The sequence below is a fragment of the Azospirillum sp. TSO35-2 genome (assembly GCF_003116095.1).
Lineage (GTDB): Bacteria > Pseudomonadota > Alphaproteobacteria > Azospirillales > Azospirillaceae > Azospirillum.
This window is the reverse complement of the sequence record NZ_LGRA01000021.1, coordinates 443,697-467,889: the sequence shown is the minus strand read 5'-3', so window position 1 is coordinate 467,889 and position 24,193 is coordinate 443,697. Positions and strand designations below refer to the sequence as shown.

General features: G+C 71.9%; 20 protein-coding genes. 8 read left to right on the top strand and 12 right to left on the bottom strand.

Features of this window, described 5'->3' with window-relative positions; translation table 11 throughout:
- The first annotated feature begins 84 nt into the window (after positions 1-84).
- Positions 85-285, top strand: coding sequence for a DUF2892 domain-containing protein (locus TSO352_RS18330; RefSeq protein ID WP_109108730.1), 201 nt, complete (start codon positions 85-87; stop codon positions 283-285).
- 84 nt (positions 286-369) lie between these two features.
- Here TSO352_RS18330 and TSO352_RS18325 read toward each other — a convergent pair whose 3' ends face one another.
- Together TSO352_RS18325 and TSO352_RS18320 are read right to left on the bottom strand one after the other, a co-directional pair.
- The gene (locus tag TSO352_RS18325; RefSeq protein ID WP_109110724.1) at positions 370-939 is read right to left on the bottom strand and encodes an ActR/PrrA/RegA family redox response regulator transcription factor; all 570 of its coding nucleotides are present in this window, start codon (positions 937-939) and stop codon (positions 370-372) included.
- 36 nt (positions 940-975) lie between these two features.
- Complete coding sequence (locus tag TSO352_RS18320) at positions 976-2,343, bottom strand: ActS/PrrB/RegB family redox-sensitive histidine kinase (RefSeq protein WP_199231752.1); 1,368 nt, start codon at positions 2,341-2,343, stop codon at positions 976-978.
- Positions 2,344-2,415: 72 nt separating this feature from the next.
- On the opposite strand from TSO352_RS18320, the gene TSO352_RS18315 reads away from it, so the two are divergent.
- Together TSO352_RS18315 and TSO352_RS18310 are read left to right on the top strand one after the other, a co-directional pair.
- Entirely contained in the window at positions 2,416-3,306 is an 891-nt protein-coding gene (locus TSO352_RS18315) for an ABC transporter ATP-binding protein (RefSeq protein WP_247872236.1), read from the top strand.
- Positions 3,293-4,147, top strand: coding sequence for an ABC transporter permease (locus TSO352_RS18310; protein ID WP_109108728.1), 855 nt, complete (start codon positions 3,293-3,295; stop codon positions 4,145-4,147). The genes TSO352_RS18315 and TSO352_RS18310 overlap by 14 nt, the downstream gene beginning before the upstream one ends.
- A 10-nt stretch (positions 4,148-4,157) precedes the next feature.
- On the opposite strand, the gene tagF is transcribed toward TSO352_RS18310, so the two are convergent.
- The 6 genes from tagF to TSO352_RS18280 form a co-directional block, all read right to left on the bottom strand.
- Positions 4,158-4,907, bottom strand: a complete 750-nt coding sequence (gene tagF / locus TSO352_RS18305; RefSeq protein ID WP_247872235.1) for a type VI secretion system-associated protein TagF — start codon at positions 4,905-4,907, stop codon at positions 4,158-4,160.
- The gene (tssM, locus tag TSO352_RS18300) at positions 4,904-7,054 is read right to left on the bottom strand and encodes a type VI secretion system membrane subunit TssM (RefSeq protein ID WP_109108727.1); all 2,151 of its coding nucleotides are present in this window, start codon (positions 7,052-7,054) and stop codon (positions 4,904-4,906) included. The genes tagF and tssM overlap by 4 nt, the downstream gene beginning before the upstream one ends.
- A gap of 10 nt (positions 7,055-7,064) precedes the next feature.
- Entirely contained in the window at positions 7,065-8,318 is a 1,254-nt protein-coding gene (gene icmH / locus TSO352_RS18295) for a type IVB secretion system protein IcmH/DotU (RefSeq protein WP_247872515.1), read from the bottom strand.
- Between the two features lie 118 nt (positions 8,319-8,436).
- Positions 8,437-10,800, bottom strand: coding sequence for a penicillin-binding protein 1A (locus tag TSO352_RS18290; RefSeq protein WP_109108725.1), 2,364 nt, complete (start codon positions 10,798-10,800; stop codon positions 8,437-8,439).
- A 210-nt stretch (positions 10,801-11,010) separates the two neighbouring features.
- The gene (locus TSO352_RS18285) at positions 11,011-12,471 is read right to left on the bottom strand and encodes an ATP-binding protein (protein ID WP_109108724.1); all 1,461 of its coding nucleotides are present in this window, start codon (positions 12,469-12,471) and stop codon (positions 11,011-11,013) included.
- A 4-nt stretch (positions 12,472-12,475) separates the two neighbouring features.
- Positions 12,476-13,204 (bottom strand): response regulator, encoded by a 729-nt coding sequence (locus tag TSO352_RS18280; RefSeq protein WP_109110722.1) that lies wholly within the window; start codon positions 13,202-13,204, stop codon positions 12,476-12,478.
- A 277-nt stretch (positions 13,205-13,481) separates the two neighbouring features.
- Between TSO352_RS18280 and TSO352_RS18275 the strand changes: the two genes are divergently transcribed.
- The 5 genes from TSO352_RS18275 (at position 13,482) to TSO352_RS18260 (ending at position 18,765) form a co-directional block, all read left to right on the top strand.
- Positions 13,482-14,117, top strand: coding sequence for a Spy/CpxP family protein refolding chaperone (locus tag TSO352_RS18275; protein WP_109108723.1), 636 nt, complete (start codon positions 13,482-13,484; stop codon positions 14,115-14,117).
- Positions 14,118-14,269: 152 nt separating this feature from the next.
- Complete coding sequence (locus TSO352_RS33270) at positions 14,270-14,419, top strand: hypothetical protein (RefSeq protein ID WP_158284605.1); 150 nt, start codon at positions 14,270-14,272, stop codon at positions 14,417-14,419.
- Positions 14,420-14,497: 78 nt separating this feature from the next.
- A complete protein-coding gene (locus tag TSO352_RS18270) occupies positions 14,498-17,035 on the top strand; it encodes a helicase-related protein (protein WP_109108722.1) in 2,538 nt (845 codons plus the stop codon).
- Between the two features lie 118 nt (positions 17,036-17,153).
- Positions 17,154-17,585 (top strand): RNA-binding S4 domain-containing protein, encoded by a 432-nt coding sequence (locus TSO352_RS18265; protein WP_109108721.1) that lies wholly within the window; start codon positions 17,154-17,156, stop codon positions 17,583-17,585.
- A 106-nt stretch (positions 17,586-17,691) separates the two neighbouring features.
- Positions 17,692-18,765: a Tim44 domain-containing protein gene (locus TSO352_RS18260; protein WP_109110721.1), complete on the top strand. Its 1,074-nt coding sequence runs from the start codon at positions 17,692-17,694 to the stop codon at positions 18,763-18,765.
- 99 nt (positions 18,766-18,864) lie between these two features.
- Here the strand turns inward: TSO352_RS18260 and TSO352_RS18255 are convergent, their stop codons facing one another.
- From TSO352_RS18255 to dnaA, 4 genes are all read right to left on the bottom strand, one after another.
- Positions 18,865-19,917, bottom strand: coding sequence for an ABC transporter ATP-binding protein (locus TSO352_RS18255; RefSeq protein WP_109108720.1), 1,053 nt, complete (start codon positions 19,915-19,917; stop codon positions 18,865-18,867).
- A 264-nt stretch (positions 19,918-20,181) separates the two neighbouring features.
- A complete protein-coding gene (locus TSO352_RS18250; RefSeq protein ID WP_199231650.1) occupies positions 20,182-21,366 on the bottom strand; it encodes an extracellular solute-binding protein in 1,185 nt (394 codons plus the stop codon).
- 143 nt (positions 21,367-21,509) lie between these two features.
- Positions 21,510-22,436 carry a diguanylate cyclase gene (locus TSO352_RS18245; protein WP_109108719.1) on the bottom strand — a complete coding sequence of 309 codons (927 nt, stop codon included), beginning with the start codon at positions 22,434-22,436 and terminating at the stop codon, positions 21,510-21,512.
- A 115-nt stretch (positions 22,437-22,551) separates the two neighbouring features.
- Entirely contained in the window at positions 22,552-24,105 is a 1,554-nt protein-coding gene (dnaA, locus tag TSO352_RS18240) for a chromosomal replication initiator protein DnaA (protein WP_109108718.1), read from the bottom strand.
- Between the last annotated feature and the right edge of the window lie 88 nt (positions 24,106-24,193).

Here is a 24,193-nt window from a genome sequence, read left to right as displayed (position 1 = left end):
ACGCGGGCTTGGCGGCGGGCTAGACCGGCGGGCGGGGAAGGATGCTCCTCTCACCACCAACGCTTCAAAACAACAGGTGCCGCCATGCTTTGCCGCAACATCGGGCCCGTGGACCGCGCGCTGCGCGCCATCGTCGGGCTGATCCTGATCTCTCTGACCGTCGTCGGCCCGCAGACGCTGTGGGGGCTGGTCGGGCTGGTGCCGCTGCTGACCGCGTTCGTCGGCTCCTGCCCGGCCTACACGCTGCTGGGCATCAAGACCTGCCGCACCGACCGGCTGGCCTGACCGTCGCCCGCCGACACACCGAAACGGCCCGCCCCTTGCGGCGGGCCGTTCGTGTTTCCAGAGGCGTGTTCCGGATGGCGCCGCTCAGGCGCGGGGAGCGTGCTTGTTCAGGATGCGCTGGAGCGTGCGGCGGTGCATCTTCAGCCGGCGTGCCGTTTCGGACACGTTGCGGTCGCACTGCTCGAACACGCGCTGGATGTGCTCCCAGCGCACGCGGTCGGCCGACATCGGGTTTTCCGGCGGCTGGGGCAGCGGGCGGCCGTCGGCCAGCAGCGCCGATTCGACGGCGTCGGCGTCGGCCGGCTTGGGCAGATAGTCGACCGCGCCGGCCTTCACCGCCGCCACCGCGGTGGCGATGTTGCCGTACCCGGTCAGCATGACGACGCGGGCGTCCGGCCGCGCATCGCGCAGGGCCGACACCACGTCCAGCCCGTTGCCGTCGCCCAGCCGCAGGTCGACCACCGCGAAGGCGGGGGCCGATTCCTGCGCCACTTCGACGCCCAGTTGCACGCTGTCGACCGCGACGACGTTGAAGCCGCGCTTTTCCATCGCGCGGGCCAGCCGCAGACGGAAGGGGGCGTCGTCGTCGACGATCAGGAGGCTGCGAGTCACATCGCCGGTGAAGGTGAGTTTGACGGCATCGCCCGACAGCAGTTCATCGGTTGTTTTGACGGTATCCACCGCTAGACCTCATTTCTTGGCGTTGATCGTCTTCCAGCGCACGGAAATCCGCGCACCGGTGCCGCCCTGTACCGCGTGTCCGCCGACGGGCGGATCGGCCGGCGGGTTGTTGGCGTACTGAACCGACGCGCCGGTCTTCTCCAGCAGCGTCTGCGCAATGAAGATGCCCAGCCCCATGTGGCTGCCGCCGGTGTGGCCGTGCTGGCCGGCGCGATCACCGCGCACCGACAGGTAGGGCTCGCCGATGCGGCCCAGCAGATGGGGCGGGAAGCCGGGGCCATCGTCCATCACCGTGATGGTGACGCCGCGGCCATCCCAGGCGGCGGCGACGGTGACCTTCTGGCGGGCGAACTGGTGGGCGTTCTGGATGAAGTTGCCGATGCCGTGGATGATCTCCGGGCTGCGGCGCAGGAAGGGTTCCTCCGCCCCGCCGACCGGGTGCGATTCCACGACGAAGGTGATGTGGCCCTGGCGGTGCGGCGCGGCCGCCGCCTCGATCAGCGCGGTCAGCGGCAGCCGTTCGAACGGGTCGCCGCCGTCGGCCTCGGGCTTGCGCGCCAGATCGGCCAAAATCTCGCGGCAGCGCATCACCTGGCTCTGCAGCAGCTCGACATCCTCGGTATAGGGGCTGTCGGACGGCAGGTCGTGCGCCAGCTCCTTCGCCACGACGGCGATGGTGCCGAGCGGCGAGCCCAGCTCGTGCGCGGCGGCAGCAGCCAGCGCGCCGAGCGCGCCCAGCCGCTGCTCGCGCGCCAGCGCCACCTGCGAGGCGGCGAGCGCGTCGGCGAAGCGCCGCGCCTCGGCGGCGACCCGGAAGACGTAGCCGGCGATGAAGACCGACGACACCGACAGCGACAGCCACACCCCGAAGGCGTAGAGCGGCGCCATCGAGCGCACCGGCTCCTCCCACGGCAGCGGGAAGTGCCACAGCGCGAGCGCGGTCAGGCAGATCAGGTTCAACCCGGTCAGCAGCACCGTGCTGTAGCGCGACAGGATCGCCGCGCCGACGGTCATCGGCGCCAGCAGCAGGATGGCGAAGGGGTTGCTGAGGCCGCCGGTCAGATAGAGCAGCAGCGTCAGCTGCAGCATGTCGTAGCTGAGATACAGCGCCGCGTCGCGGTCGGCCAACCGCAGCCGGCCGCCGCGCTGGGCCATCGCCACGCCGTTCAGCAGGGCCGACGCGCTGATGGCGGCCAGCACCGGCCCGAGCGGCAGCGGAAAGCCCAGCCCGAGGTTGACGAAGGCGACGGCGGCCAACTGGCCGATCACCGCGACCCAGCGGATCAGGATCAGCGTGCGCAGCGTGATGCGGCCATCCGGCTGCGACCATTGCGTCGGCACCGGCAGCGCCGCCGGCAGGGTGTTGGCGAGCGTCATCACGACACGTGCCCCCCGGCTGCACACGGGGCAGCCCGCCCCTGGCGGTTGCGGCCCGCACCGCCATATTCTGTGCCCATGACGCACGCGACCATCACGCCCCGCCCCTCTCCATCCGATTCCGCATCCGCCCCGCCGACGCCCGCGATCCGGGTGGACGGGCTGACCAAGCGCTTTCCCACCCCGGACGGCACGCCCGTCACCGCGGTGGACGCCATCGCCTTCACCGTGCCGCGCGGCGGCGTGACCGGGCTGCTGGGCGGAAACGGCGCCGGCAAGACGACAACCATCTCGATGCTGCTGGGGCTGCTGCTGCCGACGGCCGGGACAGTGGAGATCCTGGGCGTCGACATGGCGCGCCATCGGCATGCCGTGCTTCCGCGCATGAACTTCTCCTCTCCCTACGTCGAACTGCCCCATCGGCTGACGGTGCGGGAGAACCTTACCGTCTATGGCCATCTCTACGGTTTGACATGCGTCAAAAAGCGCGTCCAAGACTTGGCCGAGCACCTTGACCTGACGCGTTTTCTGGATCGCCCCTCCGGCGGGCTGTCGGCGGGGCAGAAAACACGCGTTGCCCTGGCGAAGGCGCTGCTCAACGATCCGGAGCTTTTGCTGCTGGATGAGCCGACCGCCTCGCTCGATCCCGACACCGCCGACTGGATCCGCACCTATCTGGAGCGGTACCGCGCCCGCACCGGCGCCACCATCCTGCTGGCCTCCCACAACATGCTGGAGGTGGAGCGGCTGTGCGACGGCGTGCTGATGATGCGGCAGGGCCGGATCGTCGACCGCGGCGCGCCGTCCGCCCTGCTCGCCCGCTATGGCCGCGCCACGCTGGAGGAGGTGTTCCTCGACATCGCCCGCGCGCCGGACGGGCTCGGGACCGGCAGCGCCCGTCTCGCCGGCCCGCTTTCAACCGGCCCTCTTTCAACGGGGGAGACCGTCGATGCGGCCGAATGAGCCCGCCATGCCGGCGGTCGCCGTCCCCCGCGCCGATGTTTCGCCGCGCCGGGTGGGCGCCATGGTGCTGCGCTACGTCTATCTGCTGCGCGGGTCCTGGCCGCGCATCCTGGAGCTGGCCTACTGGCCGACCATGCAGATGATCCTGTGGGGCTACATCAACCAGTTCATGGCGTCGAGCAGCGGCGGGGCCAGCGGCTGGGTGGCGCAGGGCGCCGGCGTGCTGGTCAGCGCCGTGCTGCTGTGGGACGTGCTGTTCCGCGGCCAGCTCGGCGTCTCCGTCTCCTTCCTGGAGGAGATGTGGTCGCGCAACCTGGGCCACCTGTTCGTCAGCCCGCTGCGCCCCGGCGAATGGGTCGCGTCGCTGATGGTGATGAGCCTGCTGCGCACGCTGATCGGCGTGGTGCCGGCGGCGCTGCTGGCAATTCCCTTCTTCGGCTATTCGGTCTTCGCCCTGGGCCTGCCGCTGGCCGCCTTCTTCGCCAACCTGATCGTGCTGGGCTGGTCGCTGGGCCTGCTGATCGTGGCGCTGATCCTGCGCTACGGCATGGGGGCGGAGGGGCTGGCCTGGATCGTCGTCTTCATGCTGGCCCCGGTCAGCGCCGTCTACTACCCGGTGTCGGTGCTGCCCGGCTGGCTTCAGCCGGTGTCGTGGATGCTGCCGTCGTCGCACGTCTTCGAGGGCATGCGGGCGCTGATCTACGGCGGGGCCCTGCGCTGGGACCATCTGGCCTGGGCCACCGGGCTGAACGCCCTGTACATGGCGCTGGGCGTGGGGGTGTTCCTGCTTGCCTTCCACCAGGCCCGCGTGCGCGGCGCCCTGTTGCAGACGGGGGAGTGAGGGAGCGCCTCTACCCCTCCCCGGTGTTCTCCCAGCCCCAGCGGTCCCACGCCCCGTCCAGGAAGGCGGCCAGCCGCGGCCCGGCGGGCAGGCCGGCGCAGGACAGCAGCGACGGCGCCACCCGGCCGCCGCCGCGGGTCCACCACAGGCTGGCGCCGGCCGGCAGCGGGCCGGACAGCCGGTCGAGCAGGGCGCGGGTGGTGGCGGACACCCGCTCCGCGTCGGGCCGGCCGAGGATCGCCAGCCGGGCCGGCAACCCTTCCACGTCGGCCCCGGCGCGGCAGGCATCGTCGGCCACCGCCTCGGCGCGGGTGAACCAGCCGGCGCAGGCCGCCGGCACCGCCGCGAGGTCGAGACCGGCCGGCAGGCTGGCAACGATGGTGAAGGGGTAGAGCCGCCCGACCCGGTCGGCGCTGGGCAGCCACACCCCGGCCAGCGGGGCGGCGCCGCACAACCCGGCCGACAGGGCGAAGCGCCAGACCGGCGCCTGCCCGAACAGCGTCTCCCATTCGCCGCCCAACCGCCGCCCGGCCTCGCCCAGCGCCGCCGACAGCCAGCCGTCCAGCGGCCCCAGCACCTCGCGCGGCAGGCCGTGGCCGACGAAGTCGCCGCGCGCCGGCACCTTGCCGTGGAAGCCGACCACCAGATCGACTCCGCCGCCGGAGCCCACGCCGATGCCGCGCCCCGGGCCGCCCAGGAAGGCCGACGCCCGCGCCGCGAACCCTCCCAGACCCGCTTGGCCGCCCGGATGCCCGATCACGGCGGCACCGCCCGGCCCGGGCTGACGACGGCCGAAGAGGATGCCGACGACGGCGCCGATTGGGCCAGCACCTCCTCGACGCGGGCGACCAGCGTCTCGTCGGGCGGGACGGGGGCGAAGCCGACGGCGAACAGCGCCGCCAGATGGTCGCCCAGCGCCCGCCGCCGGCCCTCGTTCGCCGGGCCGGGCAGCGCCCGCTGCCAGTCGAGCGCCAGCCATTCGGCCAAAGCCCCCGGGTTCATCGGCACGGCGCCGCCGACCATGCGGTAGGCGGCCAGGGTCTGCCGCAGTTGGTCGGGCAACGCCCAGTCGGCGCGCAGCCGCTCTTCCAGCCGCAGCGCGATGCGGGCGAGGAACTGGGTGCGCAGGGCCCGGCGGTAGGCGTCGCGCGCCGGCCCGGCGATGCGCCCGCCCTGGTAGAGCCCGCCGGCCAGCGCCGGGTCGGCCCAGTCCCGCCGGTCCTCGTAGCCGAGCGGCAGGGCGCGCAACGCGTCGAGCGCCGGCAGGATCGCCGCCGGGTCGGCGTCGTCCACCCGCGCCAGCGCCCGCGGCGGCGTGTCGAGCGGGCGCAGCGCCGCCTCCACCGCCGCGGCGCCGGCGTCGGCGCGCTCCAGCAGGGCGGCGTTGCCGCGGGCGCTGACCAGCCAATAGCCGCCGACCAGCAGCCCGGCCGCCAGCGCCGCGGCGGCCGACAAGCCGGCGCGGCGGCGGCGGGCGCGCTCGACCACGCGGTCGACCTGCGCGAGGTTGGCCTCCGGAAAGACGACGTCCGGCAGCAGCCGGTCGAGAAAGTAGGTCGGGGCCGGCTCGTCGGCGCCCGGTTCCAGCAGGCCGACCGGACCGTCGGTCTGGGTGGCGCTGGTCAGGTAGAGGCCGCGCAGCCGCGGCGCCTCCTCCCCCTGCTCCGAGCCGAAGACGGTGTCGACGATGTCGGCCAGCGCCGGCTCCAGCCCGGCGATGCGCAGCGGGAAGGCGAAGGCGGCGCTGCGGCGGCGGATGTCCGGCTCCTGGTGCAGCCGGTCGAGCAGCCGCTCGTCCAACCGCCGCACCAGCCCGGCGTAGAGGTCGTGGAAGGCCGGCAGCGGGTTCGCCACTCTCTCTTTCGCCCCCTCCTCCACCGGCAGGGTGATGCCCCAGACCTGCGCCCGGCCGGCGCGGTCGAGCGGGTCGAAGAAGGTCGCGAAGCCCTCCAGCAGGTCGGCCTTGGTCAACACGGCGTAGACCGGCAGCCGGACGCCGAGATGGATGCGCAGCTCGTTCAGGCGCTGGCGGATCTGGATGGCGTGGTTGCGCCGCTCCGCATCGCTCCAGCCGGCGAGGTCGGGCAGGCTCAGCGTCAGCAGCACGCCGTTGGCGGGCTGGCGCGGCCGATGCTCCTTCAGCAGCTCGAGCAGGCCGGACCACACCCGCCCGTCGACGGCGCGCCGGCTGTCCTGGGTGGTGTAGCGCCCGGCGGTGTCGATCAGCACCGCCCGGTCGGTGAACCACCAGTCGCAATTCCGGGTACCGCCCAAGCCGGAGACGGGGCCGGACACCGGCTCGGCGATATCGTTGTCGTGCAGGGTGGGGGTCGGCAGGGCGGCGTTCAGCCCGGCGTTGGCCAGCGCGGTGGTCTTGCCCGATCCCGGCGCGCCGATCACCAGATACCAGGGCAACTGGTAGAGGTAGCGTCCACCCCAGCGCCGGCTGATCGATCCGCTTCCGAAACGATGGGTGCGCAGCCGGCCCAGCACCGCGTCCAGCCGCTTGGCGACGGTGCCGATCTCCTCCAGCGACGCCTTCAGCTCGGGATCGCGGGAGGCGGCCAGCGCCTCGACCAGCCGGGCGTTGGCGGCGCGCTCCGCCGCGTCGATGCGGCGGTTCGCCACCAGCCAGCCGGCCAGCGCCAGCCCAAGCGGCAGCAGCCGGACGGTCCAGTCGGCCTCGGCCGCCAGGGCCAGCGGCGGCGCCATGGCCAGCGCCAGCCGCGGCAACAGCAACCAGCCGATCAGCCCGAGCGCCAGCGCGCCGCCGAGCGACACCGCCCAGCGGGTGCGGGCCGACCGATGCGGCGACGGGACGGGCGCGGCCTTGCGGCGCTTGGTCGGCGGCTTCGGAGCGGGAGGCTTCGGAGCGGGCAACGTGGCGCGGGTGCGGGACAAAGCCATCGCCGGCGCCCTAGTGCGGGTAGAGGCGGATGTCGATCCGCCGGTTCGAGTCGCGCCCGGCGGGCGTGTCGTTGAGGGCGACCGGCTCCTGGTCGCCGCGCCCCTCGGCCGACAGGCGGGTGGGCGCGAGGCTGCGCTCCAGCAGCTTGCGCACCGCCTCCGCCCGCCCCTCGGTCAGGGCCTGCGGGTTGGCGAGCCGGCCGCCTTGCGGCGTCTGACCATCGCTGTGGGCGACCACCACCACGCTGCCGGCCTCCGGCGCCAGCGCCTGCCCGACCCGCTCGACGACCGCCCGGTGGCGGGCCTTCACCGCGTCGCCGGCGGTGGCGAACATGGCGGCGGCCGGAATGCGGATCACCAGCGCCCCGTCCTCGCCGGCCAGCACCTCGACGGCGCCGCTGCGGATCTCCGGCGCCAACTGGCCGGTGACCCGGGCGATCAGCGCCGGCCCGGCGGTGGGCGGCGGTGGCGGCACCAGCCGCGCGATCTCGATCGGCCGGTCGGGCAGCAGCGCGTCGATCCGCGCCGCCACCGGTTCCGCCCGGCGGTCGAGCGAGCCGGCCAGCTGGACGTACAGCCCCGACAGGCCGAGCGCCACCGCCGCCCAGACGATCCAGGCCGGCAGCGTCCCACCCAGCGGCCGGAAACGCTCCGTCACCCCGGCCCAGGCGGGCGACAGCACCGGCGCGGCGTCGCCGCGGGCGCGGCGCAGGATGCGGTACAGCTCGTCGCGCAGATGGGCGAGGTCGTGGGCGCCGCCGGGCTTGTCGCGGTAGCGCCCCTCGAAGCCGAGCGACAGGCAGGCGTAGAACAGCTCCAGCGCGTGGCGGTGGCGGCGCGGGTCGCCCAGCATGCCGTCGAGCAGGTCGAAGAAGCGCACCCCGGCCCCCGGCTCCGCCACCGCCGCGCCACCATGGCCGGCGGCCCGCGCGACGTCGTCCAGCGTGGCGGCCAGCGCGACGCGGGCGGCGCGCACCGAATCGGCCTCCAGCCCGGCGGCGGCGCTGTCGCGCTCGAACCGCTCCAGCGCGGCGGCCACGGCGGCCCGCGCCGGCAGGGCGGCGGGGGCGACGCGGTCGCGCAGCTCCCCGGCCAGGGCCAGCACCGGGGCGGCGACGCTCAGCAGCGGGTTCAGGGCGTCACGGCGGGCGGGCGCCTCCGGCATCGGCGGATGGACGGCCGTCAGCGTGGCGGCGAGGCTGGCGGCAAGCGGGCGCGGCCGGTGGTCGACCGTCAACGCCGCCGTCATCGCTCCCGCGCCCATCACGCCCGCGTCCCCCCGCCCCAGTCGCCCGTCCGCCGCCATGCCCCGTCCCGTCTCCGCTGCAAAACCGTTGGAGGTATAGCAGTCCCGCCGTCCCGGCGGAATCGGCGTGGCTCCCTTACCGGGCGCTGCTGTTGTTGTAGTCGTACTGCACCCGCGGGGCGGTGGGGGTGGCGCCGCCGGCGATCTTCTCGATCAGCGAGCCGATGCCGCTGTCGACGCGCTGCAACGCCGAGGATGGACGCGCGGCGTCGGCCGAGGCCATCGGCACCCCGCCGGCCGGCGGGCTCCAGGCCGGGGCGCCGTCCAGGCCGGGCAGCGGGCGGGCCGGCTTGCCGGCGTGGGCGTCCATCATGAAGTCGTGCCACAGCTTGGCCGGCAGGGTGCCGCCGGTGACCTTCTTCATCGCCTCGTTGTTGTCGTTGCCCAGCCAGACGCCGGCGACCAGATCGGCGGTGAAGCCGACGAACCAGGCGTCGTGATAGTCCTGGGTCGTGCCCGACTTCGCCGCCGCCGGGCGGTTCAGGCGGGCGCTGCGGCCGGTGCCATAGTCGAGCACGCCACCCATCATCTGGGTGAGCTGAACCGCGTGGGCGGGGTCGACCACCGCGGCGCTGCCACCGCCCTGGCGCCGGTACAGCACGGCGCCGTCGCGGCTTTTGATCTCGGTGATGGCGTAGGCCCACACCGGCGCGCCGCGGTTGGCGATGCCGGCGTAGGCGCGCACCAGCTCCAGCGGCGTCACCTCGCTGGTGCCGAGCGCCAGCGACAGGTCCCTGGTCAGCGGCGAGGCGATGCCGAGGCCGGACGCGATGCGCCGCACCCGGTCGGTGCCGACCCGGTCGATCAGCCGCGCCGTCGCCGTGTTGGAGGAATGGGCGAGCGCCGAGGCCAGCGTGATGGTGCCGCGGTACTTGCCGTCGTAGTTGCCGGGGCTCCAGGTGCCGAGCTGGACCGGCGCGTCCTCGATCTGGCTGTCGGGCGTCCAGCCGGACTCCAGCGCCGCCAGATAGACGAAGGGCTTGAAGGCGGAACCCGGCTGCCGCATCGCCTGGGTGGCGCGGTTGAACTCGCTGCTGTCGTAGTCGCGGCCGCCGACCAGCGCCCGCACCGCCCCGTCCGGCGCCATGGCGACCAGCGCGCCCTGGCGGACGTTGGCGGCGACGCCGGGACCGGCCAGCAACGCCTCCAGCCGCTGTTCGGCGGCGCGCTGCATCTTCAGGTCCAGCGTGGAGCGGACGACGACGTCGCCGGCATCGGGGCCGACGAAGCCCGGCACCAGATCGGTCACCCAGTCGGCGAAATAGCGGCCGTCGCCGCCGGGCTTGCGCTTGGGCGAGGGCTTGGCGGCGCGCGCCGCGTCGTACTGCGCCTGGGTCAGGAAGCCGCCGTCCAGCATCGCCGCCATGACGACGCGGGCGCGCTCCGCCGATTCGTCGGGGTTGGAGCTGGGGGCGTAGCGCGACGGCGCCTTCAGCAGCCCGGCGAGCACCGCCGATTCGCGGACGTCGACCTCGGTCGCCGGCTTGCCGAAATAGGTGCGCGCCGCGGCGTCCACGCCGAAGGTGCCGGCGCCGAGATAGACGCGGTTCAGGTAGGCGGTGAGGATCTGGTCCTTGGTGAAGCGGTGCTCCAGCCACAGCGCCAGCATCGCCTCCTGGATCTTGCGCTTCAGCGATTTTTCCGGTGTCAGGAACAGGTTCTTGGCAAGCTGCTGGGTGATGGTCGAGCCGCCCTGCACCGCGCGGCCCGACCGCCAGTTGACGTAGACCGCGCGCACCAGCCCGATCGGGTCGATGCCGAAATGCGAATAGAAGCGCCGGTCCTCGATCGCCAGCACGGCGTTGATCAGGTGGGGCGGCAGGTCGCGCACGCTCAGCGTCGTGCCATGCAGGTCGCCGAAGCGGGCGAACTCGCTGCCGTCGGCGGCCAGCACGGTGATCGAGGCGCGTCGTTCGAACTGCGCCACCTTGGAGATGTCGGGCAGGTCGAGCGCGAACCAGGCCAGCACCGCCCCCAGCCCGATACCGCACCAGATGGCGGCGACCAGCCCCCATTGCAGCAGCCGTTGCAGCCAGCCGCCACCACGACGCGGCGGCGGGGCGGCCCGGCGCGGCCCAGCGGGCGGCTTGGCCGGAGGCGGCGGCGGGTAACCGCCGGATCGCCGCGGGGACGGCGAGGCGGGTTTGGAGGATCCGGGTTTGGACGACGCGAATTTCGGCAATGCGAGCTTCGGCAGGGTGAAGGACGGCAGGATCGGTGTCGGCGGCAGCAGCGTGCGGCGGCGCTTGCTCCGGCCCCGCTTGGCGATCTCCGCCTTGGCCAGCGTCACCGCCTTGCCGGCGAGCCCCTTCGCCAGCGCCCCGGCGCTGAAACGGTCGAGCGGCGACGGGTCGTCCCGCGTGGCGATCGGGCGGAGCCCCGCGTAAAGCTGGCTCCGGTGGCGCGGGTCCGTGGGATGGTCCGGTCGGTCGGCGGTCACGGCGCACTCACAAAAGCCCCTGAAGGTCGATGACGTCCCGCGGGGATCGCCCCCGCCATCGTCCTAATACGCCGACGCCCGCTTCGCCGAAAGACCGGTCATGGCGAGTCGATTATTTGTCCCGCGACCGTGGCGAAAGAATGACTCTCTCCACAATTGCGGGGGAGGTGGGGGTGGGAGAAATCCCTCTCCCGGGGCGGGAGAGGGCTGCTAAAGCGGCAGCGTCACCGTCACCCGCAGGCCGCCTTCGGGCCGGTTCGCCAGGGTCACGTCGCCGCCGTGGCCGCGGATGATGGTGCGGGCGGTCGACAGGCCGAGCCCGACGCCGCCGGTGTCGCGCGAGCGGGAGCGTTCCAGCCGGTAGAAGGGGGCGAAGACCTTCTCGAACTCGGCCTCCGGGATGCCGGGGCCGTCGTCCTCGACATGGATCAGGGCGTGGCCGTCGGTGCCCGGCCCGTCCTCCAGCCGGACGGTGAAGCCGCCGCCATAGGCGATGGCGTTGTCCATCAGGTTGGCGAAGGCGCGGCGCAGCGCGACCGGCCGGCCTTCCGCCACCGCGTGGGCAGGGCCGGCGTAGGCGGCGCGGTGGCCGGCGTCGACGCGGTCGTCGCACAGGCTCTGCAGCAGGTCGGCGAGGTCGAAGCGGCCGCGCGGCTCGCGCTGGGCGTCGTCGCGGGCAAAGGCGAGGGTGGCGGAGATCATCGCCTCCATCTCGTCCAGGTCGGACAGCATCCGCCGCTGCATCTCCGGGTCGTCGACCAGCTCGGCGCGCAGGCGCAGCCGGGTGATCGGCGTGCGCAGGTCGTGGCTGATCGCCGCCAGCATCTGGGTGCGGTCGGCGACGAAGCGGGCGAGCCGGCCCTGCATCCGGTTGAAGGCGCGGGTGGCGGCGCGCAGCTCGCTCGGCCCCTGCTCCGGCAGCGGTTTGGCCTCGCCGTCGACGCTCAGCCGTTCGGCGGCGGCCGCGAAGCCGGCCAAGGGCGCGGTCACCCGGCGGGCGGCCAGCAGCGACACCAGCAGGATCCCCCCGGCCATCGCCCCCATCCACAGCACGAAGCGCAGGATGCCGAACGGCCCGGCCATCGGGTCGCCGCCGGTGAAGCTGAGCCAGGAGCCGTCGGTCAGCCGCACCGACAGCCGGACATGCGGCCCCCAGTGCCGGTTGTCCTCGCCGCCGGCGAAGGGCGGCGGCGGGTGGCGGTGATCGGCGTCGTGCGGCGGGCGCTGCACCTCCACCACGATGGCGCGGTTGGGGCTGTCCAGCGATTCGCGCAGCCGGCGCTTCAGCGGGTCGAAGCGCACGCCCGCGTAATCCTCCAGCTCCGGCGGCCGGTCGGGGTGCCATTCGACGCGCAGGACCGGGTCGTCGATGGCGCGCACCACCCGGTCCCGCCCCGGCACCGGCGTGCTTTCCACCAGCTGCACGATGGCGGTGACGCGCTGGACCAGCACGTTGGGGCCATGGATCGGCGGCCCTTCGCTGCGGTCGGTCAGGTAGACCAGCGCGCTGATCGCCTGGGTCAGCAGCAGCGCCAGCACCACCGTCAGCGCGATCCGCGCGGCGAGGCTGTCGGGAAAGCGGAAGCGCCAGTGGCGGCGGCGGACCGGGCTCCCCGAGGTGGCGGCCCCGGGAGCGGCGGCGAGCGGCGGGCTTTCGGGCTGAACGCTCATCGGGTCAGCTCCCGACCGACGCGGTGAAGAGATAGCCACCGCCACGCACCGTCTTGATCAGGGTCGGTTCGGCCGGATCGGGTTCGATCTTGCGGCGCAGGCGGCTGACCTGCACGTCGACGGAGCGGTCGAACGGCACCGCCGAGCGGCCGCGCGCCAGATCCAGCAGCTGGTCGCGGGTCAGCACCCGCTGCGGGTGCTCGACGAAGGCGACCAGCAGGTCGTATTCCCCGGCGGAGAGCTGGACCAGCACGCCGTCGGGCGACCGCAGCTCGCGCTTGGTGATGTCGAGCGACCAGCCCTCGAAGCGCAGCACCGTGCCGGCCGCCGCCGCACCGCCCGCCACCGGCGGGGCGGAGACGCGGCGCAGCACCGCCTTGATGCGGGCCAGCAGCTCGCGCGGGCTGAACGGCTTCGCCAGATAGTCGTCGGCCCCCATCTCCAGCCCGACGATGCGGTCGGTCTCCTCCCCCATCGCGGTCAGCATGATCACCGGCGTCTGGGCGGTCTGGGGGGCAGCGCGCAGCCGGCGGCACAGCGACAGCCCGTCCTCCCCCGGCAGCATGAGGTCGAGCACGATCAGGTCGACGCGGGCGCCGTCCAGCGTGCGCATCATCTCCGCCCCGTCCCGCACGCCGGTGACCCGGAAGCCGTGCTTGGTCAGGAACTGGGCGACGAGGGAGCGGATTTCGCGGTCGTCGTCGACGACGAGGAGGTGGGGGATACGGTCCATGGCGACCATGATCGGGCGAGGCGCGGTTGGGGTGAAGGGGAAATGTGTAACGCCCGGTTACGGAGGGCCCGGCGGTTACACACTGTTACCAAATGACCGGTTTGCGGACATGCGGCGGCAACGTTGCGGCGCCATTGTCTGGTCATCGGGACGGCGGTGATGACGCACCGCCCGCCTCCCACCGGAATAAGCCCCCTCCATCCGGGGTTTACGCAGCACCGCACCGCTTGGCTCGAACCACCCCGCGGCACGGTCGAAACACTGAGGAGTTGTCACCATGAAACGCGCCCTTCTGACGTCCGCCCTGCTGGTCGCCGGCCTCGGCGTGGCCGTTCCGGTCTTCGCCCAGGGCGGTCCGCAGCCCGGCGGCCCCGGTGGCCCGGGCGGCCCCGACCGCCACTTCGCCGGCATGTGCGAGGACCAGGAGGCCCGGCTCGCCGGCAAGCTGGCCTACGCCGAGAAGAAGCTGCACATCACCGACCAGCAGCGCGCCGCCTGGACCAAGTTCGCCGACGCCGCCCGCTCCAGCCTGAAGCCGACGCAGGACCTGTGCGTCAAGTTCAAGGACGCGCCGCGTCCGGCGGCGCTGCCGCAGCGCCTGGAGCGCGCCGAGCAGATGATGCAGGCCCACCTGCAGCAGTTGCAGACCGTCCGCCCGGCCCTGACCGACCTGTACGCCCAGCTGACGCCGGACCAGCAGAAGGAGGCCGACCACATGCTGAACCAGGGCCCCGGCGGCCGGATGGGGATGCATCACGGCGGCCCCGGCGGCTGGGATCATGACGGCCCGCGCCATCACGGGATGGGTTCCGGCGGCATGGGGCCCGGCGGCATGGGGCCGGGCATGATGGGCCCCGGCAACGGTCCGGGAAACGGCCCGGCCAAGGCGCCGCAGGAACAGCCGAAGGGCTGACGTAACACTGGCTCCCGGCGGCTGATCCCAAGCCCCCCAACGCAGCCGTCGAGAGACACGGGCCGCCGAACCCCCATTCGGCGGCCCGTGTCGTTTCCCGGATCCGGTCCCACCGCGCGGACCGGGCAAGGTCCCAACCGGAAGCCTCCCCGATGTCCATGCTCGACCTTTCCCCGCTGTTTTTCAGCCTTTCGGTCATCAAGAGCGACTATGCGCTGATCCTGCGGGTGGCCCGCGCCAAATTCCGCGCGGTCCGCGACCGCTGCGCCCCGCCCCTGCACCCCCCTCCCTTGTCCCATTGACCGGTCGGCCGGCGCATTTGCCATACACCGCCAAGGCGCCGCTTGCATTGCGGCCGCCGGCACCCCAAAGCTTACCCCATGACGTCCTCTCACGCTTCGGCGGGCGGCGGTCTCGGGCGGGGGGGCCGTGTGGTCGCCGTGCTGGGGCCGACCAACACCGGCAAGACCTATCTGGCGATCGAGCGCATGCTCGGCCACCGGTCCGGCATGATCGGTTTCCCCCTGCGCCTGCTGGCGCGGGAGAATTACGACCGCATCGTCTCCATCAAGGGCCGGAACGCCGTCGCCCTGGTGACGGGGGAGGAGAAGATCCTGCCCCCCAACCCGGCCTATTGGGTGTGCACCGTCGAGTCGATGCCGCTCGACCGCGCGGTCGATTTCCTGGCGGTCGATGAGATCCAGCTCTGCGCCGATCCCGAACGCGGCCACATCTTCACCGACCGGCTGCTGAACGCCCGCGGGCTGGTCGAGACGATGTTCCTCGGGTCGGACTCGATGCTGCCGATGATCCGCCGGCTGGTGCCGAAGGCGGAGTTCGTCAGCCGCCCGCGCTTTTCCCAGCTGACCTACGCCGGCCACAAGAAGCTGACGCGGCTGCCACCGCGCTCCGCCGTCGTCGCCTTCTCCGCCACCGACGTCTACGCCATCGCCGAGCTGATCCGGCGCCAGCGCGGCGGCACCGCCGTGGTGCTGGGCGCGCTCAGCCCGCGCACCCGCAACGCCCAGGTCGGGCTCTATCAGGCGGGCGAGGTCGATTACCTGGTGGCGACCGACGCCATCGGCATGGGGCTGAACATGGACGTCGACCATGTCGCCTTCGCCCGCATCGTCAAGTTCGACGGCTTCGCCCCGCGCCGGCTCAGGCCCGCCGAGGTGGCGCAGATCGCCGGCCGCGCCGGGCGCCACATGCGCGACGGCACCTTCGGCACCACCGACGAGGTGGGGGAGCTGGACGCCGATCTGGTGTCCCGCGTCGAGAACCACGAGTTCGAGACGGTCAAGGCGCTGTCCTGGCGCAACAGCGACCTGCGCTTCGACACGCCGGGCTTCCTGCTGAAATCGCTGGAGGAACGGGCGCCGATCGCCGAGCTGTCGCGCGTGCGCGAGGCCGACGACCATCTGGCGCTGCAGGCGCTGGTGCGCGATCCGGAGATCATGGACCTCGCCAAGGGCCGCGATGCCGTGCGCCTGCTGTGGGAGGTCTGCCAGGTCCCCGACTTCCGCAAGGTGCTGTCCGACGCCCACACCAAGCTGCTGGCGCAGATCTTCCGCGGCCTGCGCGGGCCGATGCGCCGGCTGGACGACGACTGGGTGGCGAAGCAGATCGCCCGGCTCGACCGGACGGAGGGCGACATCGACGCGCTGGTCGCCCGCATCGCCCACATCCGCACCTGGACCTACATCTCCAACCGGCCGGTCTGGCTGAAGGACCCGCTGCACTGGCAGGAGCGCACCCGCGCCATCGAGGACCGGCTGTCCGACGCCCTGCACGAGCGGCTGACCCAGCGCTTCATCGACCGCCGCTCCGCCACGCTGTCGCGGACGCTGAAGGACGGGCGGGCGCTGCTGGGCGGCGTGCGCGCCGACGGCGAGGTGGTGGTGGAAGGGCACGTCGTCGGCCGGCTGGAAGGGTTCCGCTTCGTCCCCGACGCCCCCGACCGCTCCGACGAGGCGAAGTCGCTGCTGACCGCCGCCCGCCGGGCGCTGCGCGACGAGCTGGCCAAGCGGCTGCGCGCCTTCGAGGCCGAGCCGGACGACGTCTTCGCGCTGGGACCGGACGGGGTGCTGAGCGCGGACGGGTTGCCGGTGGCGCGTCTGGCCGCCGGGCCGTCGGTGCTGACACCGCTGGTGGTGCCGTTCGACGAGGGCATGCTGGACCAGGCCCAGCGCGAGCGGGTGCGGGCGCGGCTCGACCGCTGGCTGAAGGACCACATCGCCGCCCGGCTGAAGCCGCTGTTCGCGCTGTCCGGCGCGGATGGGCTGTCGGGCGGCCTGTCCGGGGCGGGGCGCGGGCTGGCCTTCCAACTGGTGGAAGGGTTGGGCGTGCTGCCGCGCGCGCCGGTCGCCGCCATGGTCGAACGGCTGGAGCGCGAGGACCGCAAGGCGCTGACCCGGCTGGGCGTCCGGCTGGGCGTGTCGCACCTCTACCTGACGGCGCTGGCCAAGCCGGCGGCGGTGAGCCTGCGCGCCCTGCTGTGGGCGGTGGCGAAGGGCCATCCCCTGCCGGTCCCGGTGCCGCCGCCCGGCCGGGTGTCGGTGGAAGCGCTGCCGGTCACGGATGGCGGTGCACCGCCGGCCTTCTGGGAGGCCATCGGCTATCCGGTGGCCGGCGGCCGGGCGCTGCGCGTCGACATGCTCGACCGGCTGGAAACCGAGTTGCTGACCACCTCCAAGGCCGGCACCCCGATCCGCGAGGTGGCGCTCGGCCAGCGCGTCGGCCTGTCGGCGGAGGAACTGGGCGCCGTGCTGGCCGGCCTCGGCTACGCCCGCGCGGTGGCCGAGGACGGCACCGTGACCTGGAAGCGCCGCCGCCCCCAGGCCCCGAGGCCCCGGCGCGAGGCGCCGACCAACGCCGACCACCCCTTCGCCAAGCTGCGGCAGTTGTCGGGGATGTGAGGGGGTTTTCGTGTGGACAAGTTAAACCCCCACCTAACCTCCCCCGCTGGGCGGGGGAGGTTAGGTGGGGCGCTGACGGAGTGGACTGAACAACCTGAACCAACGCACGGAAACGCCCATGACCAACGCCGACGCCATCGACACCGACGCCGCCACCCCTGGCCGGCTGCGCATCGACAAGTGGCTGTGGTACGCCCGCTTCTTCAAGACGCGCAGCCTCGCCGCCAAGCTGTGCAACGACGGCGGCGTGCGGATGTCGGGGGCGGTGGTGACCAAGGCGCACGCCTCGGTGAAGCCGGGCGACGTGCTGACCTTCGCGCAGGGGCGCCACATCCGCGTCATCAAGGTGCTGGCGCTCGGCACCCGGCGCGGCCCGGCGCCGGAGGCCCAGGCGCTGTACGAGGACCTCGCCCCGCCGGTGCCGGAGGAGCGCTTGCAGGATCCCTACCGCGACGTCGGCCGCCCGGCCGGTGCGGGACGCCCGACCAAGCGCGAGCGGCGGGCGATCGATGCGCTGCATGGTGGGGACGACTCCGGCGAAAACGATTAGGCATACGAACAGTTGCCCGAAAAATGGCGCCGCCCTCTTAAACGGGAGGGCGACCGCCCCCATCTGGGAAGGCTCAACCGACCAGATGAGCATTGCGAGCACGACCATGAGCGAGAAGACCCGACCTACGAGCCTTTCCGCCAACAGCCTTTCCAAGACGAAGCGGGGCGCCCGCGCCGCGACCGCGGTGGCGGTTGCCCTGGTGATGGCGCTGGCCGCCGGCACCGCCGACGCCCGCGCCGGCAAGAGCACGTCGTCGGGCAGCCGCGGCTCACGCACCTACGACGCGCCGGCCGCGACCAGCACCGCCCCCAGCACCGCGATGCCAATGGAACGCTCGGCCGCCCCGCAGCCGGCCCCCGGCGTGCAGCGCCCGGCGACCGCCGCCCCGGCACCGTCGCGCGGCTTCTTCGGCGGCGGCTTCATGTCGGGCCTGATGGGCGGCCTGATCGGCGCCGGCATCGGCGCGATGCTGTTCGGCGGCGGCTTCTTCGACGGGCTGGGCAGCTTCGGCGGCATCCTGGGCTTCATCCTCCAGATCCTGCTGGTGGTCTTCCTGGTCCGGCTGGCGATGCGCTTCTTCCGCAACCGGGCGCAGTCGCAGAACGCCAACGCGTCGCTGGGCGGTGCGCCGCTGGGCAGCCGGCCGGCCTACGCCGGCGGTCCGCTGAACCGTGACCCGGTCGACGTCGGCTATAACCCGGTGGGTGGCCCGGTGGGTGGCCCGATGGGCGGCGCCGGTGGTCCGGCCCCGCGCCGCCAGGCCGCCGACGAGATTGGCATCCAGCCCGCCGACTTCGAGTCGTTCGAGCGGCTGCTCGGCACCATCCAGACCGCCTACGGGCGCGAGGACACCGACACGCTGCGCGGCGCCACGACGCCGGAGATGTTCGCCTACTTCAGCGGCGACCTGGCCGACAACCGCAACCGCGGCGTGGTCAACAAGGTCAGCGACGTCCGCCTGCTGCAGGGCGATCTGGCCGAGGGGTGGCGCGAGGGCCTGCAGGAATTCGCCACGGTGGCGATGCGCTTCTCGCTGATCGACGTCACGACCGACCGCGCCAGCGGCCGCGTGGTCGACGGCGACCCGTCCCGCCCGGTCGAGGTGACGGAGCTGTGGACCTTCGTCCGCCCGCGCGGTGGCCAGTGGCAGCTGTCGGCGATCCAGCAGACGCACTGACGCCGTTCCTCTTCGGACACGCGAAAACGCCCCGGTCGATTCGGCCGGGGCGTTTTTGTGTGCGCGCAGGTAAGGATAGAGGATGATCCGGGAGGCTGGTCAGCCGGTCGGCAGCGCCACCGCGTCGTCCGCCCGGAAGCCCAAACGGACGGTTTCGCCGGGAATAAAGGCCGGTTCATGGCCCAGATGCGGCACCTGGACGGTCAGGCCGCCGTCGAGGAAGGCGTTGACGAAGGCGCCTTCGAAGTCGCGGTGGCTTACCCGGGCGCTCAGGCTGTTGTCCGCCGCGGCCAGCGCCATCCGCTCCGGCCGGACGAACAGGGTGGCGCGGTCGCCGGGGCCAAGGCGGCGCGGGTTGCGCCCACGCAAGCGGCCGAAGCCGGTGTCGAGCACCGCCCAGCCCTCGCCCACCTCGACCACCGGGCCGTCGAAGCGGTTCGACTCGCCGACGAAGGACGCGACGAAGGCGGTTTCGGGGTGGTCGTAGATCGCCGGGCCGTCGCCGACCTGTTCCAGCACGCCGCGCGACATCACGCCGATCCGGTCGGACATGGTCAGTGCCTCGCCCTGGTCGTGGGTGATGTAGATGAAGGTGACGCCGGTGCGCTTCTGCAGCTCGCGCAGCTCGGCGCGCATGTGCTGGCGCAGCTTCAGGTCCAGCGCCGACAGCGGCTCGTCCAGCAGCAGCACCGCCGGTTCCACCGCCAGGGCGCGGGCGATGGCGATGCGCTGGCGCTGGCCGCCGGACAGGTCGGTCACCCGCTTGTCCGCCGTGTCGGGCAGCGCCACCAGCTCCAGCAGCTCACAGACGCGGCGCTTGCGGTCGGCCGACGGCACGCCGCGCACCTCCAGCCCGAAGCCGATGTTCTCCGCCACCGTCATCAGCGGGAACAGGGCGAGGTTCTGGAAGATCAGCGCGGTCGGCCGCTTGTTCGGCCCGATCCCGCGCATGTCCTGCCCGCCGATCCGCACGGTGCCGGAGGTCGGCTCCATGAAGCCGGAGATCATGCGCAGGATGGTGGTCTTGCCGCAGCCCGACGGCCCGAGGAAGCTGAAGAACTCCCCCGCCCGGATGGTCAGCGACACCTCGCGCACGGCGACGGTGTCGCCGAAACGCATGGTGACGCGGTCGAGTTGGACGTCTTGGCTCATGTCACCTGCCGGAGTCGGAACATACCCTCTCCCGCCCCGGGAGAGGGAGGGACCCGCCGCAGGCGGGAGGGTGAGGGGTGGAAAAAGCATCCGGAGCCCTCGGGCTCCGTGCCTCACCCCTCACCCTTCCCATGCTGCGCATGGGCCCCGAGGTCGCTCGCAAGTCTCGCGACCGCATTCCGCCTAAGATCGCCTGTCGGCGCTCTTTCGGCCTGCGGCCATCGGCTCCATGCCCTCTCCCGGGACGGGAGAGGGAGAAACGGATCACGCCGCCAGGAAGCGATCCTGGTACTCGTTGCGGATCGAGACGTACCACGCCTCCTGGATCGGCCACCACCACAGCTTCTGCAGCGCGTCGCCCGGATAGGCGTCGGCGAAGAACTGCTTGTTCAGGTCGGTCAGGTGCGCCTCGGCGCCGACCGCGGTGCTGGAGATGCCGGAATGGTTGGTGTAGAGCGCACCGGCCTCCGGCGTGTAGAACCAGTTGATCCAGGCGTAGGCGTTGTCCAGGTTCTCCGCCTTCTTCGGGATGGCGAAGCCTTCCATCCAGGCCAGCGCGCCCTCCTTCGGCGCGACGAAGCGGATCGGCAGCCCTTCCTTGCGCAGCGCGACGGCGCTGCTGTCCCAGGTCTGGCCGATGACGCAGCCGTTGGTGCGGAAGGCGCCCTGGGCCTCGTTCTCGTTGGTCCAGAACTGGGCGACCGACTTCTTGTTGGCGGCGGCCACCTTCAGGATGGCGTCGAAGTTGGCCCGCGCCTTCGCCTCGTCCTTGAACTGGTCGCGCACCGGGTGCGGCAGCTTGCCCTGGCTTTCCAGCCACAGCGCGATGCCGATCAGCGAGGAGTGGCCGCGCACCGTCACCTTGCCGGCGTTGGCCGGCGCCCACAGGTCGCCGTAGCTGGCGGTGCCGTAGGTGAGCGGCGCCTTCTTCATGTCGTAGGCCAGCGCCTCCGTTCCCCAGTCGGCCGGGGCGAAATAGCGCTTGCCGCCGACGACGCCGCCCATCCCGGCGGAGCCCTCGACCGACGACTTCAGGCAGCCGTCCCACTTCACCTTCGCCTCGTCGATCGGCTGCACCAGCTCGAACTCGACATAGTTCGGCACGCGGTCGACGGTGGGGTGGATGATGTCGAAGCCGGCGCCGCCGGTGGCCTTGAGCTGGTTCAGCAGCTCGTCGTTGGTGCCGTATTCGGTCAGGGTCGCCTTGACGCCGGTCTTCTTCTCGAAATCGGCCAGCATGTCCGGGCTGATGTAGCCGGCCCAGGAGAAGATCTTCACCGAGCCCGACGCGGCGCGACCCTCGCGCAGCACGAAGGGCCCGACCGAGGCGACGCCGGCCGCCGCCGCGGCGCTCTGCAGCAGCAGGCGGCGGGTGAAGCTCTTGGCGGCGCGCTGGGTCTCGGCGCTGGACCGCTGCTGCTCGGTCTTGGCGTGATCGTTCCTGAACATGACGCCCGTTCTCCCTGCTCTTGTGGCTTGGCGCGCTTGATCGGCGGCTGCCGACCGGCACCGCTCAAGGCGCAAAGTGTGCCTGAGACAAAAGCGGTCCGTCCATGGGCGAAGCTGGGGTCTGGCCAAACTTCATAGAGCCGTCACATCACGTAGAACAGCGCCTTGACCGTCACCCCCTCCGCCCCGCGCAGCACGGTGCGGTTCCGGCCGCTGCGCTTGGCGAAATAGAGCGCCTCGTCGGCCTGGCTCATCAGGTCCGCCACCGACGTGGTGTCCTGGATCAGGCACATGCCGACGCTGACGGTGAAGGAGAAGCGGACGCCGGTCCCGGTTTCGACGACCAGCTCGGCGGTGGAGCGGCGGATCGCCTCCACCCGCGCCAGCGCGCCGTCCAGGTCGGCGGCGGGCAGGCACAGGCAAAACTCCTCGCCGCCCAGCCGGCCGAGGAAGCCGCCGTCCGGCACGTGGAGGGCGCTATTGTCGGCGAACCGCTTCAGCGCCAGATCGCCGTTGGAATGGCCGTGGGTGTCGTTGATGGTCTTGAAATGGTCGATGTCGAACATGGCGACGGCCATGGCGGCCCCCGTCTCCATCGCCGTGCCATAGGCCCGTTCCAGCCGTTCCATGAAATAGCGGCGGTTCAGCACGCCGGTCAGATAGTCGGTGTGCAGCATCTCGACCATCACCCGGTGCATCCGGCTGATGCGTTCGCCGGCCCGCACGCGGGCGCGCAGCATCGACAGGTCGACCGGCTTGGCCAGGAACTCGTCGGCGCCGGAATCGAACGCCTCGATCCGCCGCGCCGTCTCGGTATCGCCGGTCATCAGGATGGTGAAGGTGCGGTGCTGGTCGTCCTCCGCCCGGACATGCCAGCACAGTTCCAGACCGGTCATCACCGGCATTTCCAGGTCGGTGATCAGGATGTGGATGTCATGGCTGCGGTAGACCGACAGCGCCTGCGCCCCGTCTTCGGCGAGCAGCACCTTGTACCCGTTGCTTTCCAGATCTGTCCGTATGAGATCGCGAAAGAAACTGGAATCATCGACGACAAGAACATTCGTTTCCACCGCGACACCACACCGTCCGCAAAGATCCCGTGCAGCGGGACCTTAGCAAACTTCGTGTCGCGATGGGATAGCAGCGTGGCGACACGCCGCGGTTGATCAGTCCATAAAGCTGTTCTCAGCTTTCCAACATCCGCCGCAGCAGTTCGACGTCTTCGGCGAAGGACGGATCGGTGGCGCGCAGTTCGTCCACCTTCTTGACCGCGTGCATGACGGTGGTGTGATCGCGACCGCCGAACTTGCGGCCGATCTCCGGGAGGGAGCGGGCGGTCAGCTGCTTGGCCAGGTACATGGCGATCTGGCGCGGGCGGGCCACCGCGCGGGCGCGGCGGGCGGAGTGCATGTCGGCGACGCGGATGTTGTAATGCTCCGCCACCCGCTTCTGGATCTCGTCGATGGTGACGCGGCGGTCGTTGGCGCGCAGCAGATCGTGCAGCACCTCCTGCGTCGTCTCCAGGGTGATGGCGCGGCCGACCAGTTCGGCGTGGGCGACGATGCGGTTCAGCGCCCCTTCCAGCTCGCGGACGTTCGAGGTGATCTTGTGGGCCAGGAACTCCAGCACCTTCATCGGGATGCTGGCCTGCAGCGCGTCGGCCTTGGCCTGGAGGATGCCCAGCCGCAGCTCGTAGGTGGTCGGGTGGATGTCGGCGACCAAGCCCCAGCCCAGGCGGGAGCGCAGCCGCTCCTCCATCCCTTCCAGGTCGGACGGGCTCTTGTCGGCGGAGATGATGACCTGCCGGTTCTGGTCGACCAGCGCGTTGAAGGTGTGGAAGAACTCCTCCTGGGTGCTGTCCTTGCCGCTGATGAACTGGACGTCGTCGATCATCAGCACGTCGACCGAGCGGAACTGCTGCTTGAAGGCCATCGTGTCCTTGAAGCGCAACGCCCGGATGAACTGGTACATGAACTTCTCGGCCGACAGGTACAGCACCTTGCGGTTCGGGTCGTTCTTGCGGATCTGCCAGGCCAGCGCGTGCATCAGGTGGGTCTTGCCCAGCCCGACCCCGCCATAGAGGAACAGCGGGTTGAAGGTCACGGTGGTGGCGTCGGCGACGCGCCGGGCGGCGGCGTGCGCCAGCTCGTTCGGCTTGCCGACGACGAAATTCTCGAAGGTGAAGCGCGGGTCGAGCGCGGCGGACAGGTCGGACCGGTCCTCCAGGATCGTCGGCACCGCGTTCGGCGACTCGTCCGACGCCCCGCCGTAGGAGGCGGAGGTGTAGACGGTCGACGGCGCCTGGGGCCCGTTGCCGTAATAGGATCCGGATTCGCCCGGGGACCCGGATTCCGACGGACGCGCCGGCCGCGGCGCCGGGCGCGACTCGGCCCCACGCTCCGATCCGCGCAGACCGGACATGTGGCCGGAGACCGGATCGTCGCGGTCGTCGTTGTCGGCGACCATGGCGGATGGCGGGTTGGTCGAGGCGACGATGACGTCGATCGAGTGGACGTCCGGATTCTCACCGGACCACAGCGCGCGGATGCGGTCGGCGTAGTGCGTCAGCACCCAGTCGCGCATGAAGCGCGTGGGCACGACGATGCACACCTCGCCGCCCACCAGGCTGGCGACGGACAGCGGCTGAAGCCAGCTCCGATAGGCGATCTCGCCCACCTCTTCCTTCAGGCGTCCGCGAATGCGCGCCCACTGCTGATCCAACGACACGCCGACCGACATGCTCCCTTACCCCCGCTCCTTCCCCCCGGACGGCACGACCGCCGGGACGATGCGGGATCACCCCGCCACCGGAACCGCCCCAACACAC

What these genes read in the sequence shown, in the direction of transcription:
- icmH (WP_247872515.1), bottom strand. Translation starts at nt 8,318, where the DNA reads ATGGGCGCGGGAGCGATGACGGCGGCGTTGACGGTCGACCACCGGCCG.
- TSO352_RS18270 (WP_109108722.1), top strand. Translation starts at nt 14,498, where the DNA reads ATGACGTCCTCTCACGCTTCGGCGGGCGGCGGTCTCGGGCGGGGGGGC.
- dnaA (WP_109108718.1), bottom strand. Translation starts at nt 24,105, where the DNA reads ATGTCGGTCGGCGTGTCGTTGGATCAGCAGTGGGCGCGCATTCGCGGA.
- TSO352_RS18250 (WP_199231650.1), bottom strand. Translation starts at nt 21,366, where the DNA reads ATGTTCAGGAACGATCACGCCAAGACCGAGCAGCAGCGGTCCAGCGCC.
- TSO352_RS18320 (WP_199231752.1), bottom strand. Translation starts at nt 2,343, where the DNA reads ATGACGCTCGCCAACACCCTGCCGGCGGCGCTGCCGGTGCCGACGCAA.
- TSO352_RS33270 (WP_158284605.1), top strand. Translation starts at nt 14,270, where the DNA reads ATGTCCATGCTCGACCTTTCCCCGCTGTTTTTCAGCCTTTCGGTCATC.
- TSO352_RS18275 (WP_109108723.1), top strand. Translation starts at nt 13,482, where the DNA reads ATGAAACGCGCCCTTCTGACGTCCGCCCTGCTGGTCGCCGGCCTCGGC.
- TSO352_RS18260 (WP_109110721.1), top strand. Translation starts at nt 17,692, where the DNA reads ATGAGCGAGAAGACCCGACCTACGAGCCTTTCCGCCAACAGCCTTTCC.
- TSO352_RS18280 (WP_109110722.1), bottom strand. Translation starts at nt 13,204, where the DNA reads ATGGACCGTATCCCCCACCTCCTCGTCGTCGACGACGACCGCGAAATC.
- TSO352_RS18265 (WP_109108721.1), top strand. Translation starts at nt 17,154, where the DNA reads ATGACCAACGCCGACGCCATCGACACCGACGCCGCCACCCCTGGCCGG.
- TSO352_RS18285 (WP_109108724.1), bottom strand. Translation starts at nt 12,471, where the DNA reads ATGAGCGTTCAGCCCGAAAGCCCGCCGCTCGCCGCCGCTCCCGGGGCC.
- tssM (WP_109108727.1), bottom strand. Translation starts at nt 7,054, where the DNA reads ATGGCTTTGTCCCGCACCCGCGCCACGTTGCCCGCTCCGAAGCCTCCC.
- TSO352_RS18310 (WP_109108728.1), top strand. Translation starts at nt 3,293, where the DNA reads ATGCGGCCGAATGAGCCCGCCATGCCGGCGGTCGCCGTCCCCCGCGCC.
- TSO352_RS18255 (WP_109108720.1), bottom strand. Translation starts at nt 19,917, where the DNA reads ATGAGCCAAGACGTCCAACTCGACCGCGTCACCATGCGTTTCGGCGAC.
- TSO352_RS18330 (WP_109108730.1), top strand. Translation starts at nt 85, where the DNA reads ATGCTTTGCCGCAACATCGGGCCCGTGGACCGCGCGCTGCGCGCCATC.